This is a genomic window from Erythrobacter sp. NFXS35, from assembly GCF_040148725.1.
Classification (GTDB): domain Bacteria; phylum Pseudomonadota; class Alphaproteobacteria; order Sphingomonadales; family Sphingomonadaceae; genus Erythrobacter.
Map to the genome: position 1 here is coordinate 596252 of NZ_JAGDEB010000002.1, position 18074 is coordinate 614325.

The window sequence follows — 18074 nt, forward strand, 5'->3', positions numbered from 1 at the left end:
GCCGCTTGGGTGCGAAACCGGGAAGCCAAAGCTGGTACTCTCGCTTAGGCGTTTGCGTCAGGCCTTGCGTAGGTGAGGCGCTCGCCGCTGATGCCCTGCACCGCGTTCACGGCGCGCTGGCGGTCGTCAACACCGTTGGCGATACGGTTGTTGTAGCGGAACTCAAACTCCGCAAGGTAGCGGTGCAGGTGATGCTCGGCGCAATGCTGGTACACGCCGCGCATACCGCGCTTGAAGATCGAGAACGCGCCTTCAACGGTGTTGGTGTGGATGGTGCGGTCGTTCAGATCGACGTAGTTGAAAGCAGCGTGGACGGTGGTGCCATGCTCGGCAAACTCTTTGCCGATGCGGCTGTACATGCGGGCTTCGTCGGTCATGAAACGTGCTTCGCGGCTGATGTTGGCGCGCACGATAGGATGAATGTCCACGGCGCGGGCATTGTCGATATGGAACCAACGGCTCTGGCCGCTGTCACGGTCAACAAGTGCGAGAACGGCCATCTTGTGACCAGTGCCCTTCTGCATGGCGCGGCCCTTCTTGAAGCCGATGTAGGTTTCATCAACTTCAACCGCGCCGCCGTTGCCGCCGAACGGGGTTGCCAGATCGCCCGAACGCATAGCTTCTCGGATACGATGCGCAAGGAACCAAGCGCTCTTGTACTGCACTTCGAGAACGCGGCTAAGCTGGTGGGCGCTGATGCCCTTCTTGCTGGAAACGATCAGGTGAACGGCCTGCAACATCTTGGTGAGGGGAAGGCGCGCATGTTCAAACACGGTGCCAACCTTGGCGGTGAACTGCTTGCGGCACTCGCCACACTTCTTGAGGCCGTGGCGAACCTTGCCCTCGGGGTTCTTCGCGCTGGCCTTCGAGCGAACGCCTGACAGGTCGTACACGCGACCACCAACCACGCCGCAATGCGGGCAAACAACTCCGTCCGCCCACACGATGCTTTCAAGGTACTCGAAAGCCTTGGCTTCGTCGTGGAAGTGGGGGGATGAAAGTACCGACATGGTTCAACGCTCCTTGCCCCATTCTTTTAGGGCAAGCCGCTGGGTTTGTAAAGTACATAATCGCCTATCTCTAACCAGAGAGTGTCACGATGTCAAGATAAATAACCAAATTGGTTATAAGGCCATTAGTACTTGACAGCGCGTGGGGTCAGTCGGGCCGCTGGGACACCCTGAAAAGTTCCCCATCGCGATCAAGGATGAAGAAATGATCGGTGCCCGTTCCGAGCGCGAACCCAACTGGCCCGTCAATCAGGCCGGCATCTGGTACGAAGTCCTCGCTCTTGTTTTCGAACACGTTGATGGTGTGCCGAAATCCGTCGCGCAACCGGGACTGACTGATCGAGAAGATGATACCGTTGATGTCAGCGAAGATGTAGCTGTCGCCGAGCGCCGGCAAGAAATTCCCATCGTTGAGCACGCCTGCAACAATCCCGTCGCCTTGCTTGATCCCGTCCCCGAACGGATAGACCAGCGTCGGCCCGTTCACAGCCGCTGGAGGATTGTCGCGGGTCGCCTGTGAGCCTTCGTAAAACGGCCAGCCGAAATCGAGCGGCCGCGCATTGGTCTGGAAAATCGTCAGTTCATGTTCAAGGCTTCCGCCGCGATCAGCGAGGAAAAGTAGAGCCGAACCGAACGCGAAGCCGCCCGGACGGCGAATCCCGTCGCCGATGATTTGCGGTCGGATTTGAAGGACGCTCGAGTCAGGAACGCTTGCCCCAGCGAAAGGATCAATGAAGGGAAGTTCGATGAGCTTTCCGTAAGGTGTCGAGTCATCTTGGGCATCGCTTTCCGACGGAGACCCGACGGCGATGAAGATGGAGCCGCTCTGGATCATCGAAACGGTGGTCGGCGCACTCCAGGCGGGGCCCAGATTTGTGAAACCCACCACCCCGCGGGTGGAGTTGAACGCCTGCACCATCAGGCCATCGGCAGGGCTATGGGTGACGAGATACACGCCCTCCTGAAAAACATTGCCGCTAAAGCCGTAGCTGATTGCCAGCACCTCGCCAGGGCGGCGGTTGTCGCGCACGAACGTGTCTTCGCTGATCGCGCCGGTGGCGCTGTTGTAGCGCAGCACCCGACCGCCCTTTTCGGCGACCAGTAGCGTTTCCACATTGGGCACTCTTGCAATGGCTACCGGATCTACGATGCCGGTTGCCACCCGTGTGACAAGCACGCCTTCGACATCGTTGGTGACGCTGACCCGCAGCGCGAGATCGGTGGATTCGCCGCCCGCCGTCGCCCGCAAGGTCACTTCGTAGACATTATCGAGGTTGGCGTCAGTCGGAAGGTCGTAATTGGGTGCCTGATTGAAGCGCAGGCCGCCCCCACTGTCGAGTGCCACTTTGTCGGCATCCGGGCCGCTGAACAACGCGAATGTAACCGGATCGCCCTGCGGATCGCTGGCTGTTGCCGTGTAGAAAACGCCGGTTGTGTTTTCGGCGAGGCTGACGGTTGCGGACGAAGTGAAGCTGGGCCGAGTGGGCACCGCGACAGGCGGTGAGCCGCCGCCGCTGCTGCTGCCGCTGCCGCCTTCGCCGCAACCGGGCAACGTCAGCACGGCTATGCTCGCGCACACAATGACGGCGGCCCGCCGAATGGGCGAAAAGAAAGACATGGATGCGACCCCCTTGAAAAATCAGGGGTAAGGTATCGGCATCGCAGCAGAAGGCAATCGCCTTTCGCAGTGTTTGCTCAAATTATCCCGATCGCCTTGCCTGCCCGTTCGAACATGCCGAGGATCGTCTGCACCTGTTCGGCGGAATGTTCCGCGCACAATGAACAGCGTAGCAGAGTCATCCCGGCGGGCGTGGCAGGCGGGCGGGCGAGGTTGACGTAAAGGCCTTCCTTCAGCAGCGCCTCCCACATCATAGCGCCTTTCTCCAGATCGGGCATGATTACCGCGATGATCGCGCTTTGCGGGGTGTCGGTGCCGAGGCTGAACCCGAGCGCTTTCAGCCCGCCATGCAGCGTGCGGCTGTTTTCCCAAAGATGCGCGCGCTTGTTCCCGCCGTGCATCAGCTTGCGGATCGAGGTCGCGCTGCTCGCCATCACAGCAGGCGGCAGAGCGGCCGTGAAGACGTAGGGGCGGCAGACCAGCCGCAGCACTTCGAATTTCGGATGGTTCGACACGCAGAAGCCGCCGACCGTCCCGACGCTTTTCGAGAAAGTGCCGATGATGAAATCGACATCGTCCAGCACGCCCTGTTCTTCGGCCACGCCGCGGCCATTTTCGCCGATGAAGCCCATCGAATGCGCTTCGTCGACCAGCACCGTTGCGCCGTTTTCCTTGCAGACCCGCACCATCTCTTTCAACGGAGCGACGTCGCCCATCATCGAATAGACTCCTTCGAGCACGACCAGCTTGCCCGCGCCTTCCGGCACGCGCTTCAGGCGCTTTTCCAGCGCTTCGACGTCATTGTGCTTGAACGGGACCACTTCGGCATTGCCCATCGCGCAGCCGTCCCAGATCGAGGCGTGGCTGTCGATATCGAGGATGATGTAATCACCCTTGCCCGCCAGCGTCGAAATGATGCCGAGATTGGCCTGATACCCGGTCGAAAACACCATGGCATGATCCATGGCATAGAATTCGCGCAAGGCGGTTTCCACGTCGCGGTGATCGCGGAAGGTGCCGTTCAGCACGCGGCTTCCGGTCGTCCCCGCCCCGAAATCCTGCATCGCCGTCTGACCTGCCGCGATCACGTCGGGATCGAAGGTCATACCCATGTAATTATAGGTGCCCAGCAGGATCGTATCGCGCCCGTTGCAGATCGCCTGGGTCGGCGACAGCACTTCTTCCATCACGAGGCTGAACGGATCCTCAACCCCGGCGGCGAGCAGCGCCTCGCGGGTCTGGATGATGGGGTCAAACTTGGCCAGCAGGTCAACCGTTTCGGGTGCTGATGCGGCTTCGACGGATTGAAGAATGGTCTCGCTCATGATGGCCCTCTATCAGCTATCCTGCAGCTTGTGGACTGCTGAAACGAGCTGCCCATAGGTATCGATCTCAGCCTGCTGGTTCATACTGATGATGATGTCGAATTCGTCTTCGATGGCGGCAACGAAATCCATCACTGTCAGACTGTCGAACTCCAGATCGCCTGCGAAAGTGGTGGAATCCTCGACCGCAATGCCTTTCTTGTTGAATGGCTCGATCAGGGTGCGGATGCGCTCGTCGACTTCGGCGGGGGTCATGTTGGGCGGTGCTTTCGTTGCGTCGGTTGTAGGGCGGGCATTGCCACGATAATACGTCTGCAAAGCGGCGGATGATGCAGCTTGTCAAGTTTTCGCCGCGCTGGGGCTGGGACTCAGCGCGGCATATCGGGGGGCAAGGCGTGGTACAAGCTGACCAGCAGGAACCGGCGCTGCTGCCGGGAGAGTCCCCGGCTACAGAACCACCTTCCGTCCTGTCGGCCCATACGGTGCAATTGATCCGCACGGCCCAGATCAACACGCTGACCCTTTCGCAAATGGCAGACCAGAAGGCACACATTCTGATCGGAGCCAGTTTTGTCGTGTTTTCGCTGGTCATTACCCAGACCGGCAATGGCGCGATCAACTGGTCGATGATGTGCCTTGCGGCCACGGCCTTGTTCTCGACGATCTGTGCGGTGATTGCGATCCTGCCCCGGGCTGGTCCCAAATCCATTGATGCCATGTCATACAATCATCTGTTTTTCGGACATTTTGCTTTGCTGGCCGAGGATATTTGGGCGGACGAAGTCCTGCACCGCGCGCGGCAGGACGAAAGCCTCTACCGGATGATGCTGCGCGACCTCTACCAGAACGGTGCGGTTCTTCGGCGACGCAAATACCGGTTCCTGTCCTATGCTTACCGGATATTCCTCGCCGGGCTTGGTCTGACCTTGCTGATCTATCTGCTGGAGGCAAGCGCGCATCTTGCCCGCCCGGGGGTCTAGACCGGAAGCAAATCGCGCACCGCAGTCATGAACGGGCTGATCGAAACCGGTTTCGACAGATAGCCCGCTGCGCCTGCGGCCCGGATACGTTCCTCGTCCCCCTTGGCCGCAAATGCCGTCACCGCAAGCACCGGGATCGTAGAGAGCAGGCGGTCACGCTTGGCCGCTTCGATCAGATCGACACCCGATATACCGCCGAGCTGGATGTCCATGATGATAAGATCGGGCGCCATCGCACGCGCAGTTGCCAGCATGGTGCTGCCGTCGGCCACCGGCTCGACCTCGAACCCGTTGGCCCTCAGAACGTCACAGAACAATTTCCTGTTGAGGTCATTATCCTCGACAACCATTATCCGTTTTGTCACTGCTCGCCCCGCATTCGCCCTTCTTAAGACTAACCTTGCCTGAAGGACAGGACAATCCCGCTTCGCTCGCAAGCCGAACCCGTTAACCCGCAGGCGCTGGCGCTGGCCGCGCTCGGCTGGGTCCTTGAGGACGAGGATCGCGCCGCGCGTTACCTTGATTTGACCGGCCTCGATCCCGATACTTTAAGAAGCGGGCTGGGTGATCCGATGATCCTGGGCTCGGCGCTGGAATTTCTCACCAATCACGAACCCGACCTGATCCGTGCGGCCGAGGCGCTGGCCGTCACGCCCGAGGAACTGGTTGCCGCAAAGGACGCTTTGACAACATGACCCGCCCCCTGATCATTTCCGATTGCGACGAAGTGCTGCTGCACATGGTTGCTCCGTTCAAGGACTGGCTGGAGGCGAGCCAAGGGGTAAGCTTCAACCTTGAAGGGCACAATTTTGCGGAGGCGCTGCGCTGGCAGGCAAGCGGCGAACTACTAGCCCCGTCCGATATCTGGAAAATGCTGGGCCGGTTTTTCGACACCGAGATGGACAGCCAGCTGCCGATCGCCGGCGCGGTCGAAGGGATCAACACACTTGCTGAAAAAGCCGATGTGGTGATCCTTACCAACCTCGTAGACGGCCATCGCGATGCGCGGGCTGCACAGCTTGCCGCAGTAGGGATCACTGCGCGGGTGTTCACCAATCAGGGGCCGAAAGGCCCGGCCCTGAAAGCGATCATGGATGAATACGCGCCGACCCGCGCGGTGTTCATCGACGATCTGGCGCAGCACCACGCCTCGGTCGCCGAAATTACGCCGCACGTCACGCGGCTGCACCTGTGCGGCGAACCGTCGATCGCCCATGCCATTGATTGCGCGCACAAGGCCGGCCATGCCGAAGCCCGGATCGATGTGTGGTCAGAGGCGCTGCCGTGGCTGCTCGAACGTCTGGAGGATTGAAAATGACCATTTCCGCAAAACTGGCTGAACTCGGCATCACCTTGCCCAAGGCTGCCGCGCCCGTTGCGAGCTATGTGCCGGTTGTGGTGCAGGGCGGCTTTGCCCATGTCTCGGGCCAGTTGCCGTTCGTGGACGGCGCGCTCATCAAGGGGCGGCTGGGCGATGATGTCAGTGTCGAAGACGGACAGGGCGCCGCGCGCGCCTGCGCTCTGATGATCATCGCACAGCTTGACGCCGCAGGCCTGCTCGACCGCGTGGAACGGGTCGTGAAGCTCGGCGCGTTCATCAATTGCACCGCCGATTTTACCGATCAGCCCGAAGTCGCAAATGGCGCATCCGATCTGATGGAACAGGTGTTCGGCGATGCCGGCAAGCACGCCCGCGCCGCTGTCGGCGTGCCTGCCCTGCCGCGCGGTGCGGCGGTGGAAGTCGATGCGATTGTCGCGCTGAAGAATGCCTGACGCCTGATGGCCGAACGCCGCGTTCCGGATTGGCTGACCCGGTGGGAATATGCCCATCGCGGGCTGCACAGCGTCGGTGTGCCGGAAAATTCGCGTGCGGCGGCGGAGGCCGCGATTGCGGCGGGCATGGCAATCGAATGCGATGTCCAGATGAGCCGCGATGGTGTCCCGCTGGTGTTTCACGATTGGGAATTGGACCGGCTGACAGAAGAGCGGGGCATGGTTGCTGCGCGTCCTGCCGCGGATTTGTGCCGTATCCGCTTGATGGGAACCGATCAGATTATCTGGCCCCTGACTGACCTGCTGGAACTGGTCGCGGGCCGGGTGCCGATACTGGTCGAGATCAAGTCGCATCCTGCCTTCGCGCTGCCGCAAGCCTGCATCGCGATCGCCAAGGTGCTGGCTGACTACGCTGGGCCGTCCGCAGTGATGAGTTTCGATCATCGGATGGGCGAATGGTTCGCGCGTCATGCGCCGGAGATGCTGCGCGGCTTGGTGATTACCGATACGCTCGACCACGGGTTCAAGAGCGCGTGGCGCGCACCCCATGCACTGGAACGCGCCGCGCCCGAATTCCTCGCCAGCGATGTGCGCGATCTGCCGAATGCGCTCGTCGGTCTGTGGCGCGAAACGGGCCGTCCGCTGCTGACATGGACGGCGCGCACGCCGGAAACGCGGGCGCGGGGGCTGGCGAACGCCGATGCGCTGATCGCTGAAGGGGCAGGGTTGGCGTGAGCGCCCCTGAGACCAACAACGAGCTGATCGTCCGGCTCGCACCCTCGGTCGGTAGCTTTGACCGCGAAGAATGGAACGCGCTGGGCGGCAGCGACAATCCGTTCGTCTCCCACGAATTTCTCACCGCGATGGAAGATTCCGGCAGCGTTGGCCCCGGGACCGGCTGGGAGCCTGCGCCGATTGTGATCACCGACGAAGCAGGCGGCTTGCTGGCCGCGATGCCTTCTTATGCGAAGGCGCATTCTCAAGGCGAATATGTGTTCGACCACAGCTGGGCCGATGCGTGGCACCGGGCAGGCGGGCGCTATTATCCCAAGCTGCAGATCGCAGCCCCTTTTACCCCCGCGACCGGCCCGCGCCTGTTGCTGTCCGACCCGGCGCTCTCCGCCCATCTGCTGAAAGGGGCAGAGGTGGTGTGCGCTCAGAACGGAATGTCATCGGCTCACGCGACCTTCATCGCGCCCGAGCAATTGCCGCTGTTCGAGAATGCGGGATGGATGCCGCGATCGGATATCCAGTTTCACTGGTTCAACCGCGGATACACCACCTTTGACGACTTTCTCGGCGCCCTCGCCTCGCGCAAACGCAAGGATCTGCGGAAAGAGCGTGCGGCGGCGGTCAATGGGCTGACGGTCCGGCACATCACCGGCGCCGACATCACCGAGGAACACTGGGACGCGTTCTGGATTTTCTATCAGGATACCGGCGCGCGCAAATGGGGGCAGCCCTATCTGACGCGCGAAGCTTTCAGCCTGATGGGCCAGCGCATGGGCGACCGGATTATCCTGATCCTCGCCTATGACGGGGCGGTGCCGATTGCAGGCGCGCTCAATTTCGCCGGATCCGAGGCGTTGTATGGTCGATACTGGGGCTGCGCCCGCGACGTGCGGTTCCTGCATTTCGAACTGTGCTACTATCAGGCGATCGACATTGCGATCGCGCGCGGGCTCAACCGTGTCGAGGCAGGCGCGCAGGGCGGACACAAGCTGGCACGCGGATACGAACCGGTGCAGACGTGGTCAGCCCATTGGATCGCCGATCCCGGGTTCGGCGCAGCGGTCGCGGATTTCCTCGAACGCGAACGCGCCGGCGTGGCAACCGACCAGATGTATCTCGGTACCCGCACCCCGTTCAGAAAGGGCGACTAACGCCGCTCAGGCGGCGCGCATCCGCTCCTGCGTCAACCACTGGCGCGCGCGGCGCTGGGCTTCGGCGATTTCGCGGGCCGTCATGTCGTCGGAAATATCCGCCCGGCAATGTGAGGCTTCCTCATGACCGCGTGCGGCGGCCAGGTTGAACCACTTGTGCGCTTCAATCAGATCGCATTCGGTCCCGTTGCTGCCTGTGGAAAAGGCTACCCCGAGATCGAAACAGGCGGTCGCATCGCCCTGAGCCGCTGCTGCCAGCCAGCGCGCCAGCGCCAAGTCTGCGCCCTGATCGGCCCGTGTTTCACGTGAAACACCCCTGTCCCGGCTTGCGATCGTGATGAGTTGCATAAATTAGTCCCCGTTACCCACCGAACCGCTCCTTTGCGGCCCTCCGTTGCTCGAAAGGTCGGCTAACATGGTCAAGAATTGGTTAACGCGCCTGTTAATTTGTGGCTTTCGCCGTAGGGCGAAGCTTCTTTAGTGCCGGAATGCAGCCTTTCCTCACTGCCGCTCGCCAAACCCGCTTGTGTGCTCGGAGGGGGTTGCCTATAGCGCGCCCATAGCTGCAACGGGCCGAGGCCGATTGGACCGATGAAAACGTTCAGGCGCCAGCACATATGGCCCTCGTACGCAGCTTTATGGGATTAGAGGGCGACATGGCATCTGCGGCGTCTGACGAAATCGACATACTCGAAAAGGCCAAGCGCCTGCTCGCCGAAGACTACGTCCCGTCCGAGGACGAGGACTACATGAACGAGCGGCAGCAAACCTATTTTAGGATGCTGTTGATCGAATGGAAACGCTCGATCCACTCCGCCGCCGGACAGACCCTGCAGTCCCTGGCGGACGGCCCTCTGCGCGAGGCCGACCTGACCGATCGCGCGTCGAGCGAAACAGATTGGGGTATCGAACTGCGCACCCGCGACCGGCAACGCAAACTGGTGTCGAAGATCGATGCCGCGCTGCGCCGGTTGGACGAGGGGGAATATGGCTATTGCGAGGTTTCGGGCGATCCCATCGGCCTGCGCCGTCTGATCGCCCGCCCTGTCGCCACCATGACGGTGGAGGCGCAGGAGGCCCACGAGCGCCGCGAAAAGATCTCGCGCGACGATTGATTGGAAACCATCTTGCGGCAGCCTGTCCCGGCTTGGGACGGCATCGCGGATAGCGGCCGCCTGCAGTCCCTGATTTACCTCCTGTTTACTGCATTTGCCTACCGCGTGATGGCGTTTGCGGGACGGATATCATATTCCGGCTAGCATCGTCGCTGGGGCGATACGCGATGACATGGAGGCGATCCTGAGATGACGGGAGTTGAAACACGGAGCGTGGTGCGCGACAGCCTGTTCCTGTTGGCTGACATTCGTATCGAGCAGGGCCACGAGGCTCACCGGGTGCGGGTGCGTAATCTCTCAGACGGCGGAATGATGGCCGAAGGCAATCTCAGGGTGCAGCGCGGGCACCGCGTCGATGTCGAATTGCGCAACATCGGCACTGTCGGCGGAAGTGTTGCCTGGGTGCAGGACAATCGCATCGGTATTGCGTTCGATCAGGAAGTCGATTCGCAGTTGGCACGCCGTCCGTCGCAGGACAGCAATCTTCCCCCGGCTGCCATGCTCAAGCCTTCATGGGCACATCGCGCGCCATCGCCGCCGGAGCCTGGCAAGCTGCGCAAGATCTGATCGCACTGCACCCCGGCTTTCCCCGGGTAATAAACACCTGCTCAAGCTGACCGCGGCACCGCAAGCTGCTAGGCACGCTGCGATGCGAATCCGCCTGACCTTGTTGCCGATCCTGCTGTTGCTCGCTTCCTGCGGCCCTTCCAATGGCGACGGGCCGATCAATGTGGCGATCATCGGTACGCCCGACAGCCTGTTCCAGCAAAGCGTGCGGCTTTCGCCCGGAGCCCAACATCTGCGTGCGGCAACGTTCGAGGGGCTGGTTTCGCTTGATCCCGGTGGACAGGTGGTCCCGGCACTGGCCGAACGCTGGATCGTCACCGATGACGGGCTCAGCTACATTTTCCGTCTGCGTGACGGCACCTGGCCCGATGACGAGGAAATCACCGCCGCCGATGTTCGCCGCCTTCTGCGTGAAAACATCCGGCGTTTGCGGGGAACGTCGCTGGGGCTCGATCTGGCCAAGGTCGATGAAATCCGCGCGATGACAGGGCGCGTGATCGAAGTGCGTTTGTCTGCGCCGATGCCCGATTTCCTGCGTCTGCTCGCTCAGCCGGAACTCGGCTTCGTCAAGAGCGGCAGCGGACCGGGGCCGATGGTCATGTCGCGTGACGATGATGCGTCTGTGGCTCGCCTTTCGGCATTGCCGCCCGAAACCCGCGGATTGCCGGCGCGCGAGGATTGGGAGGCGCTGGCGCGTCCGCTCAACATTCAGCCGATGTCCACCACCGAAGCGGTCGCCGCCTTTTCGCGCGGCGATGTCGATCTGGTGCTGGGGGGCAGCATCATCGATTTCCCGCTGGCGGAGGCCGGGCCACTGTCGCGCGGGACGATTCAGGTCGATCCGGCGCTGGGCCTGCTGGGGCTGGTGATCCGCGAGGAAACCGACCTGCTAGCCGATCCGGCGCGGCGCGAAGCCCTGTCGATGGCGATTGACCGCGCGGAACTGATACAGCCATTCGGGCTTGGCGGCTGGCAGGCGAGCACCTGGATCGTGCCACCGGGCTTGTTCGCCAATTCGCCGTTTCCGCCGCAACGCTGGCAGGAACTCTCGCTCGAGCAACGCCGTGCGACCGCAGCGGCCCGCATTCGGGCGTGGGAAGCGGAATCCGGCGAAGACGCGCAGATCGAAGTGGGTCTGCCCGATGGCCCCGGCAGCAATCTGCTGTTCCGGCAACTTTCCCAGACGTGGGCCAGCATCGGCGTGAGCGTGGAACGCAAGGCGCCGGGGGAAGGGGCCGAAATCGAGCTGCGCGATGCTATCGCGCGCTATTCCTCGCCGCGCTGGTATCTCAACCAGTTCCACTGCGCGCTCGACGCCGGCTTGTGTTCACCCGAAGCCGATGCGCTGGTGCGGCAGTCGCTGACCGAGCCCGACCCGGCCGAGCGCGAGCGGCTGCTCGCCGAAGCCCATGCTGCACTGGTGGAGCAGGAAGTCTATATTCCGCTCGGCGCGCCGGTTCGCTGGTCGCTGGTGCGCGGGTCACTGAGAAACTACCTTGCCAACCAGTGGGGCCTTCACCCCTTGTTCCCGCTGTCCCAACCCACCACATGAAAGTGATGGATACGAACACCAACCGCCGCCCCAACGCTCCGCGTATCGTCGGAATGACACTGCCCATGGGTAGCGATCCGGCCTCCGTGCGCGCCCGTGTGACGGCAATGGAGCATCTGCTCGAACGCAGTTTCGTGATTCCCGGTGTGAATGTCCCGGTCGGGCTGGACGCGCTGATCGGGCTGATCCCGGTGCTGGGCGAGATAGTGACCGCGTCGATGGGTGCTTATATCGTCTGGGAAGCCCGCAATTTGGGCCTGCCGAGATGGAAGCTTGCGCGGATGGGCATGAACGTGCTGTTCGATACCGCGATCGGCGCGATTCCGGTATTGGGGGACGCAGCGGATTTCGTCTTCCGTTCCAACACCCGGAACCTCAAGATCATCCTGCGGCATATCGACAAGCACCATCCCGAAGCCCGTGTGATCGAGGGGTAGTTCCCATGGCTGCCGCCCCGCGCTAGGGACTGCGGATGGTCGGCAAAGTCACCTACGCGAGTTATCTCGATCTGGACCGCGTGCTTGCAGCGCAGCATCCAGCGTCGGACGCGCATGACGAATTGCTGTTCATCATCGTCCACCAGACGAGCGAGCTGTGGCTCAAGCTGTGCCTGCACGAACTGACCGCCGCACGCGAGTGCATCGAAGCCGACAACCTGCGCCCCGCCTTCAAGATGCTGGCACGGGTGGCACGGGCGAAAGCGCAGTTGATCCAGAGCTGGGATGTGCTCAGCACCATGACCCCGCATGATTACTCCGCGATCCGTCCGCATTTGGGCGCATCGAGCGGGTTCCAGTCGGCGCAGTACCGGATGATGGAGTTCATGCTGGGCGGACGCGATGACCGCCACGTGAAGCTGCACGAGGACAACGCCGACTGGGCGCCGCGGCTGGAGGCGGAATGCGGCCGCGCAAGCCTTTATGACGCCGCGATCCACCTGCTTGCGCGGCGCGGCTTTGCCATTGACGAGGCTGCGACGAAGCGTGATCCGGCCGCGCCTTATCAGCACAACACAAGTGTCGAGGCCGCATGGGCGGCGATCTACCGCGACCCGCAGGAGCACTGGGATCTCTACGAACTCGCCGAAAAGCTGGTCGATCTGGAATACCATTTCCAGCGCTGGCGGTTCGGGCACCTCAAGACGGTGGAGCGGATCATCGGCTTCAAGCGCGGGACAGGCGGCACGCCGGGCGTGCCCTATCTGGAAGGCGTGTTGAAGCAGGCGTTTTTCCCGGAATTGCTCAGCGTGAGGACCGCGATATGACCCCTCAAGGGCAAAGGCGGTTGTGGGACATTTCGCAGGCCCTGCGCCCCGGTCTGCCGGTGTGGCCCGGCGATACCGCGTTCCAGCAGGCGGGAACGTGGCAGATGGACGGCGGCTCGCCGGTAAATGTGTCGGCGCTGACCCTGTCGACCCATTCGGGCGCTCATGCCGATGCACCGCTGCATTACGCCAGCGGCGCTGAGGATATCGCCAGCGTGGATCTGGCGCCCTATCTCGGGACATGTCTGGTGGTCGATGCGCGCGGGGCGGGGCCGCTGATCTTGCCGGACCATCTGCCCGAACTGGATGGCGTGGAGCGCGTGCTGTTTCGCACCTTCGCGGCATTTCCGCACGGCGCATGGGCGGATAATACGGTCGCCATCGCCCCGGCCACCATTGACGCGCTGGCGGCAGCAGGTGTCCGGCTTGTGGGGCTCGACGGCCCTTCGATCGACCCGCAGACCTCGAAGACCATGGACGCGCACCTTGCCGTGCTGCGCCACGATATCCGGGTGCTGGAAGGGCTGGTGCTCGATGCCGTGCCGCCGGGACGGTATGAACTGATCGCGCTGCCGTTACCGATTGTGGGCGGCGATGCCTCGCCGGTGCGTGCGGTGCTGAGAGAGCTGACATGAATCCGGAAGAACGCGCCCGCGAATTCGATGCCGCCGATCCGCTCGGCCCCTATCGCAACCGGTTCACACTGCCCGAAGGCGTGATCTACCTGGACGGCAATTCGCTCGGCGCGCTGCCCAAGGCGACCCCGGCGGCGATGGCGCGCGTGGTGGAACAGGAATGGGGCGAAGGACTCATCCGGTCTTGGAACGGCCCTGATTTCGGCGGGGCAGGCTGGTTCGACGCTGCAAGCCGCATCGGCGGCAAGATCGCGCCATTGATCGGGGCCGGGCCGCACGAAGTGATCGCCTGCGATTCGACCAGCGTGAACCTGTTCAAGCTGATTGCCGCCGCGCTTAACATGCGTCCCGGTCGCAAGGTGATCCTGTCGGAGCCGGGCAATTTCCCGACGGATCTTTACATGATCGCCGGGCTGGAGCGGCAGGGGCTGGCGGAGCGGCGGCTGGCTGCACGGGGCGACCTGACCAAGGCGCTCGATGGTGACGTTGCCCTACTGATGCTCACCCATGTGCATTACAAGACCGGCGCGCTGCACGACATGGCGGCGCTGACCCGCGCCGCGCACGAAGCGGGCGCGCTGGTGCTGTGGGACCTGTCGCATTCGACCGGGGCGATGCCGGTTGAACTGAACGCGGCGGGCGCGGATTTCGCGGTGGGATGCGGGTATAAATATCTGTGCGGCGGGCCGGGCGCACCGGCCTTTGCTTATCTGGCCGAGCGGCACCACGCCGCGCTCGATCAGCCGTTGACCGGATGGTTCGGCCACGCAGCGCCCTTCGCCTTCTCCGACGATTACGAGGGCGCACCGGGGATCGAGCGGCTGTTGTGCGGCACGTCCCCCGTACTGGGCCTCGCCGCGCTGGAAGTGGGGGTAGATTTGATCGCGGAGATCGGTGTGGGGCGGCTTTACGCCAAGTCGCAGGCGCTGTCGGAGTTCTTTCTCGAATGCCTGATGGCGTTCAAGGTCGATCTTGAACAGGTCAGCCCGCCCAAAAGCACTGCGCGCGGCAGCCAATTGTCGTTCCGCCACCCCGATGCCTACGCGATCTGCCAAGCCCTGATCGCGCGCGGCGTGATCGGCGACTTCCGCGATCCCGACGTGCTGCGGCTGGGCTTCGCGCCCGCCTATCTCAGTTTCGCCAACATCGCTGCGGCTGCCCGGCATCTGGCCGAAGTGCTGGCGAGCGGGGAGTGGCAAAGGGCGGAGTTCAGCCAAAGGGCAGTGGTGACCTGATCGATCGAGCCGCTGCGTCCGCGCAAAAAAGCGGACGTTTGCGGATGGCGGAATCTGGGTGGTTAGCGGGCATTGACATGTGACATCCAGAGAGCGATTCTCAGGCGTGAAGTCGTTCCGATCATTTCTTGTACTCGCTACGACGTTGGCGCTCGCTGGGTGCTCCCATGCGCGTCAGCCCGACTGCCCTGCTCCGACTAATGCCGGTGCTGAGATTGACCGTACTATCCATGATTTCTTCGATGCGCTTCGTAAGGATGACGAAGCGGCCTTCAAACGCCTTACCACCGCATCCTTTTACTCTTTCGATGTCGGCAAGCGCTTTGAAGGAACTGAGCTCGCGGATGTCGTTCGAGATGCTCACGCTCAGGGTGTGCAAATCAATTGGGCGATAGGCCCCATTGATACGAAACTTAGCTGCGATGTCGCGTGGTCGGCTTGGGAGAATGTTGGCAGCGCCGGGGTTCCAACCGACCTTCAGCCTGTCCGCTGGCTTGAGTCAGCTGTACTCGTTCGCGAGAATGGGATCTGGAAATTCGACTTCTTTCATTCGCAGCGAGCGACTGAGGAATAAGGAAAATACCAACTGGCGGCTGCTGTGGGGATCGCAACCGAACCATCCACCGTCGGCGAAAGCCCTCGATCAAGCCTCCAGCTCGATGTCCCAATACAGCCAGTCGCGCCATGTCTCGTGCAGGTAGCCGGGCGGGAATTGCTTGCCGTGCTGCTGCAATTGCCAGCTCGTCGGGCGGATCGGCGTGCGGTGCACCGGCATTCCGGCCTGCTTGGGGGTGCGTCCGCCTTTCTTCATGTTGCACGGCGCGCAGGCGGTTATGATGTTCTCCCACGTGGTCCGTCCGCCCAATCGGCGCGGGATCACGTGGTCGAAGGTCAGGTGATCGGTGCTGCCGCAATACTGGCACTGGAAACGGTCGCGCAGGAACAGGTTGAAGCGGGTGAAGGCGGGAAATTCGCTGTGCTTCACATATTGGCGCAGCGCGATCACGCTCGGGATTTTCATGTCGAGGCTGGGCGAATGCACCTCGCGTTCGTAGCTGGCGACAATGTCCACCCGGTCGAGGAACACCGCCTTGATTGCGGTCTGCCACGGCCACAGGCTCAGCGGGTAATAGGACAGCGGCGTGTAATCGGCGTTGAGCACCAGCGCCGGGCACGCCGAAAGGTTGCGCGTCGGGTCTTCATCGACGCCGCGAAACCGGGCTGCTTTCTCGATCAGTTCGGCGTTGAACACTGCGCGCGTCCCTTCCTGATTGACCTGAACATGCCGTGGCAGGCGAAAGAGTCAAACCCGTGACAGGTTCGGTATCCACAATGTTGGCCAAAGGGGCAGGCCGTGCAGGAACTGGGGACAGGCTGTGGCCAAGTCTGTGGATGACGCGAGGATAGCTGCTGTGGCATGGCCTCGGGTGATGCCGGAGCCCGTCCCTATCGTTACCCGTTTTGCGCCAAGCCCCAACGGGCCGCTGCACCTCGGCCATGCGCTTTCGGCGATCGTTGCGTATGATCTGGCGCGTGCGGGCGGCGGGCGGTTTCTGTTGCGAATCGAGGATATTGACGGGCCGCGATCCCGCCCCGAACTAGCCGATGAATTCCGCCGCGATCTGGAATGGCTGGGGCTGGAATGGGACGAAGTGCCCGCGCAATCGACCCGGCTCGGCAGCTATGCGGCGGCAGCAGAGGCGCTGAAGGCGCGCGGGCTGCTTTATCCCTGCATCTGCACCCGCAAGCAGATCGAGGCGGCGGGCGCAATCGCAGGTTCCGATGGGCTGATTTATCCCGGTACCTGCAAGCATACTCCGCCCGAATCGGCTCGCGGCGCTGCGTGGCGGCTCGATGCGGCAGCGGCGCTGGCCGCGACAGGGGCGATCAACTGGGAGGATGACCTGGCAGGAACCATTCCGATCGACCTCACCCAACTTGGCGATGTCGTGTTGGTGAGGAAAGACCTGCCCGCCAGCTATCACCTCGCCGTCACGCTCGATGATGCAGCCGATAGTGTGACGCTGGTGACGCGCGGGGCCGATCTGTTTGCGGCCACTCACGTCCACCGCACCTTGCAGGAGTTGCTCGGACTGCCGGTGCCGCGCTGGCATCATCACGCGCTGCTGACCGACGATACCGGCCAGAAACTTGCCAAGCGGCGCGGTTCGCCTGCACTCGCCGAGCGGCGGCTGGCGAACGAGGATGGCCGGATGCTTGCGGAACAATTACGGTTGCAGCATTTGCGGCTTGGAACTTGAGGCCGGACTGTCCATTTAGGCCCCATGAACTATTTTCTCATCGCCGTTTTGCTCATCCTGATGGGCCTTGTCGCATTCTCCTTGATCAAGGGCATTGTGGCCTTTCTCAAGACGACCAAAATCGATCTTGAAAGCGGCGAGGGTGAAACCTCGAGCGATATGCAGCTCGCCCAGAACAAGGCGATGTTCGCGCGGATCAAGTATCAGGCGCTGGCGATCGTGGTGGTGGCGATCATCCTCGCTGTCGCCCGCTGACGACAGGCGCCTGCCTCTATGGTCAAGCTCAACAAGATCTACACCCGCACCGGTGATGACGGGACGACGGGGCTGGTCGATGGTTCGCGCTGCCCGAAATTTTCTGCCCGTATCAGCGCGATGGGGCTGGTGGATGAGGCGAATAGTTCTATCGGCCTTGCCATCTGCGCTCTTGCCGACGAGGCCCAGCGCGCGCTGCTGATCCGGGTTCAGAACGACATGTTCGATCTGGGCGCCGATTTGGCGACGCCAGCCGAAAATGACGATTTTTCCCCATCCGCGATGGTGCTGCGGATCGTGCCTGCGCAAGCCGAATGGATCGAGGCGCAGATCGATGCGCTCAACGAACGGCTTGAACCGCTGACCAGCTTCGTCCTGCCCGGCGGCAGCGAGGCTGCGGCGCGTGTCCATGTCGCCCGCGCAGCGACCAGATCGGCCGAACGTGCGATGGTGACGCTGGCTGCCGAGGTTCCGGTCAATCCGGCGGCGCTCGCCTATATCAACCGACTGTCCGATCTGCTGTTCGTACTCGCCCGCGTGGCGAATGCCGACGGGCGCGAGGATGTGAAGTGGGTTCCCGGCGCTAATCGCTAGTCAGCGC

The 18074-nt window shown here is 62.4% G+C and carries 24 protein-coding genes; 16 read left to right on the forward strand and 8 right to left on the reverse strand.

The genetic code is table 11. The features are described 5' to 3' along the window. Positions 1-44 precede the first annotated feature (44 nt). From J3454_RS10475 to J3454_RS10490, 4 genes are all read right to left on the reverse strand, one after another. A complete protein-coding gene (locus J3454_RS10475) occupies positions 45-1010 on the reverse strand; it encodes an IS1595 family transposase (RefSeq protein ID WP_349513701.1) in 966 nt (321 codons plus the stop codon). A gap of 148 nt (positions 1011-1158) precedes the next feature. Further along, the gene (locus tag J3454_RS10480) at positions 1159-2628 is read right to left on the reverse strand and encodes a PQQ-dependent sugar dehydrogenase family protein (RefSeq protein ID WP_349513702.1); all 1470 of its coding nucleotides are present in this window, start codon (positions 2626-2628) and stop codon (positions 1159-1161) included. Between the two features lie 77 nt (positions 2629-2705). Continuing rightward, the gene (gene spt, locus J3454_RS10485) at positions 2706-3953 is read right to left on the reverse strand and encodes a serine palmitoyltransferase (protein ID WP_349513703.1); all 1248 of its coding nucleotides are present in this window, start codon (positions 3951-3953) and stop codon (positions 2706-2708) included. A 12-nt stretch (positions 3954-3965) separates the two neighbouring features. Continuing rightward, positions 3966-4208, reverse strand: coding sequence for an acyl carrier protein (locus tag J3454_RS10490; RefSeq protein WP_349513704.1), 243 nt, complete (start codon positions 4206-4208; stop codon positions 3966-3968). Positions 4209-4282: 74 nt separating this feature from the next. Here J3454_RS10490 and J3454_RS10495 point away from each other — a divergent pair, with 74 nt between their 5' ends. Further along, a complete protein-coding gene (locus J3454_RS10495; RefSeq protein ID WP_349513705.1) occupies positions 4283-4933 on the forward strand; it encodes a Pycsar system effector family protein in 651 nt (216 codons plus the stop codon). Here J3454_RS10495 and J3454_RS10500 read toward each other — a convergent pair. After that, a complete protein-coding gene (locus J3454_RS10500; protein WP_349513706.1) occupies positions 4930-5298 on the reverse strand; it encodes a response regulator in 369 nt (122 codons plus the stop codon). The two genes, J3454_RS10495 and J3454_RS10500, sit on opposite strands and share 4 nt — an antisense overlap. Before the next feature lie 96 nt (positions 5299-5394). Here J3454_RS10500 and J3454_RS10505 point away from each other — a divergent pair, with 96 nt between their 5' ends. The 5 genes from J3454_RS10505 to J3454_RS10525 are packed head-to-tail and all read left to right on the forward strand — an operon-like array spanning position 5395 to position 8589. Beyond that, a complete protein-coding gene (locus J3454_RS10505; RefSeq protein ID WP_349513939.1) occupies positions 5395-5628 on the forward strand; it encodes a DUF3572 domain-containing protein in 234 nt (77 codons plus the stop codon). Continuing rightward, positions 5625-6245 (forward strand): HAD family hydrolase, encoded by a 621-nt coding sequence (locus J3454_RS10510; protein ID WP_349513707.1) that lies wholly within the window; start codon positions 5625-5627, stop codon positions 6243-6245. The genes J3454_RS10505 and J3454_RS10510 overlap by 4 nt, the downstream gene beginning before the upstream one ends. Positions 6246-6247: 2 nt before the next feature. After that, on the forward strand, positions 6248-6706 hold the full coding sequence (locus tag J3454_RS10515) for a RidA family protein (RefSeq protein ID WP_349513708.1): 459 nt from the start codon (positions 6248-6250) through the stop codon (positions 6704-6706). 6 nt (positions 6707-6712) lie between these two features. Continuing rightward, positions 6713-7441, forward strand: a complete 729-nt coding sequence (locus J3454_RS10520) for a glycerophosphodiester phosphodiesterase family protein (RefSeq protein ID WP_349513709.1) — start codon at positions 6713-6715, stop codon at positions 7439-7441. Then, positions 7438-8589, forward strand: a complete 1152-nt coding sequence (locus tag J3454_RS10525) for a GNAT family N-acetyltransferase (protein ID WP_502878580.1) — start codon at positions 7438-7440, stop codon at positions 8587-8589. Before J3454_RS10520 ends, J3454_RS10525 begins: the two co-directional genes overlap by 4 nt. A gap of 6 nt (positions 8590-8595) precedes the next feature. Here J3454_RS10525 and J3454_RS10530 read toward each other — a convergent pair whose 3' ends face one another. After that, a complete protein-coding gene (locus J3454_RS10530; RefSeq protein WP_349513710.1) occupies positions 8596-8937 on the reverse strand; it encodes an SEL1-like repeat protein in 342 nt (113 codons plus the stop codon). A 308-nt stretch (positions 8938-9245) separates the two neighbouring features. On the opposite strand from J3454_RS10530, the gene dksA reads away from it, so the two are divergent. The 7 genes from dksA to kynU all read left to right on the forward strand — a co-directional run bounded on the left by dksA (position 9246) and on the right by kynU (position 14957). Beyond that, positions 9246-9704, forward strand: coding sequence for an RNA polymerase-binding protein DksA (gene dksA, locus J3454_RS10535; protein ID WP_349513711.1), 459 nt, complete (start codon positions 9246-9248; stop codon positions 9702-9704). A gap of 189 nt (positions 9705-9893) precedes the next feature. Beyond that, the gene (locus tag J3454_RS10540) at positions 9894-10271 is read left to right on the forward strand and encodes a PilZ domain-containing protein (protein ID WP_349513712.1); all 378 of its coding nucleotides are present in this window, start codon (positions 9894-9896) and stop codon (positions 10269-10271) included. Positions 10272-10353: 82 nt separating this feature from the next. Further along, entirely contained in the window at positions 10354-11823 is a 1470-nt protein-coding gene (locus J3454_RS10545) for an ABC transporter substrate-binding protein (RefSeq protein ID WP_349513713.1), read from the forward strand. 5 nt (positions 11824-11828) lie between these two features. Continuing rightward, positions 11829-12260, forward strand: coding sequence for a DUF4112 domain-containing protein (locus J3454_RS10550; protein ID WP_349513714.1), 432 nt, complete (start codon positions 11829-11831; stop codon positions 12258-12260). A 35-nt stretch (positions 12261-12295) separates the two neighbouring features. After that, entirely contained in the window at positions 12296-13087 is a 792-nt protein-coding gene (locus J3454_RS10555) for a tryptophan 2,3-dioxygenase (RefSeq protein ID WP_349513715.1), read from the forward strand. Next, positions 13084-13722, forward strand: a complete 639-nt coding sequence (kynB, locus tag J3454_RS10560; protein WP_349513716.1) for an arylformamidase — start codon at positions 13084-13086, stop codon at positions 13720-13722. The genes J3454_RS10555 and kynB overlap by 4 nt, the downstream gene beginning before the upstream one ends. Next, positions 13719-14957 (forward strand): kynureninase, encoded by a 1239-nt coding sequence (gene kynU / locus J3454_RS10565; RefSeq protein WP_349513717.1) that lies wholly within the window; start codon positions 13719-13721, stop codon positions 14955-14957. Before kynB ends, kynU begins: the two co-directional genes overlap by 4 nt. A 121-nt stretch (positions 14958-15078) precedes the next feature. On the opposite strand, the gene J3454_RS10570 is transcribed toward kynU, so the two are convergent. Further along, complete coding sequence (locus J3454_RS10570) at positions 15079-15321, reverse strand: hypothetical protein (protein WP_349513718.1); 243 nt, start codon at positions 15319-15321, stop codon at positions 15079-15081. A gap of 279 nt (positions 15322-15600) precedes the next feature. Further along, positions 15601-16209, reverse strand: a complete 609-nt coding sequence (locus tag J3454_RS10575; protein WP_502878581.1) for an HNH endonuclease — start codon at positions 16207-16209, stop codon at positions 15601-15603. A gap of 178 nt (positions 16210-16387) precedes the next feature. On the opposite strand from J3454_RS10575, the gene gluQRS reads away from it, so the two are divergent. Genes gluQRS through J3454_RS10590 form a run of 3 tightly spaced genes read left to right on the forward strand, consistent with a single transcriptional unit; the run spans position 16388 to position 18067 of the window. Then, positions 16388-17218: a tRNA glutamyl-Q(34) synthetase GluQRS gene (gene gluQRS, locus J3454_RS10580; protein ID WP_349513719.1), complete on the forward strand. Its 831-nt coding sequence runs from the start codon at positions 16388-16390 to the stop codon at positions 17216-17218. Positions 17219-17242: 24 nt separating this feature from the next. After that, on the forward strand, positions 17243-17473 hold the full coding sequence (locus tag J3454_RS10585; RefSeq protein ID WP_349513720.1) for a hypothetical protein: 231 nt from the start codon (positions 17243-17245) through the stop codon (positions 17471-17473). Positions 17474-17491: 18 nt separating this feature from the next. After that, positions 17492-18067, forward strand: a complete 576-nt coding sequence (locus J3454_RS10590) for a cob(I)yrinic acid a,c-diamide adenosyltransferase (RefSeq protein WP_349513721.1) — start codon at positions 17492-17494, stop codon at positions 18065-18067. Positions 18068-18074: the final 7 nt, after the last annotated feature.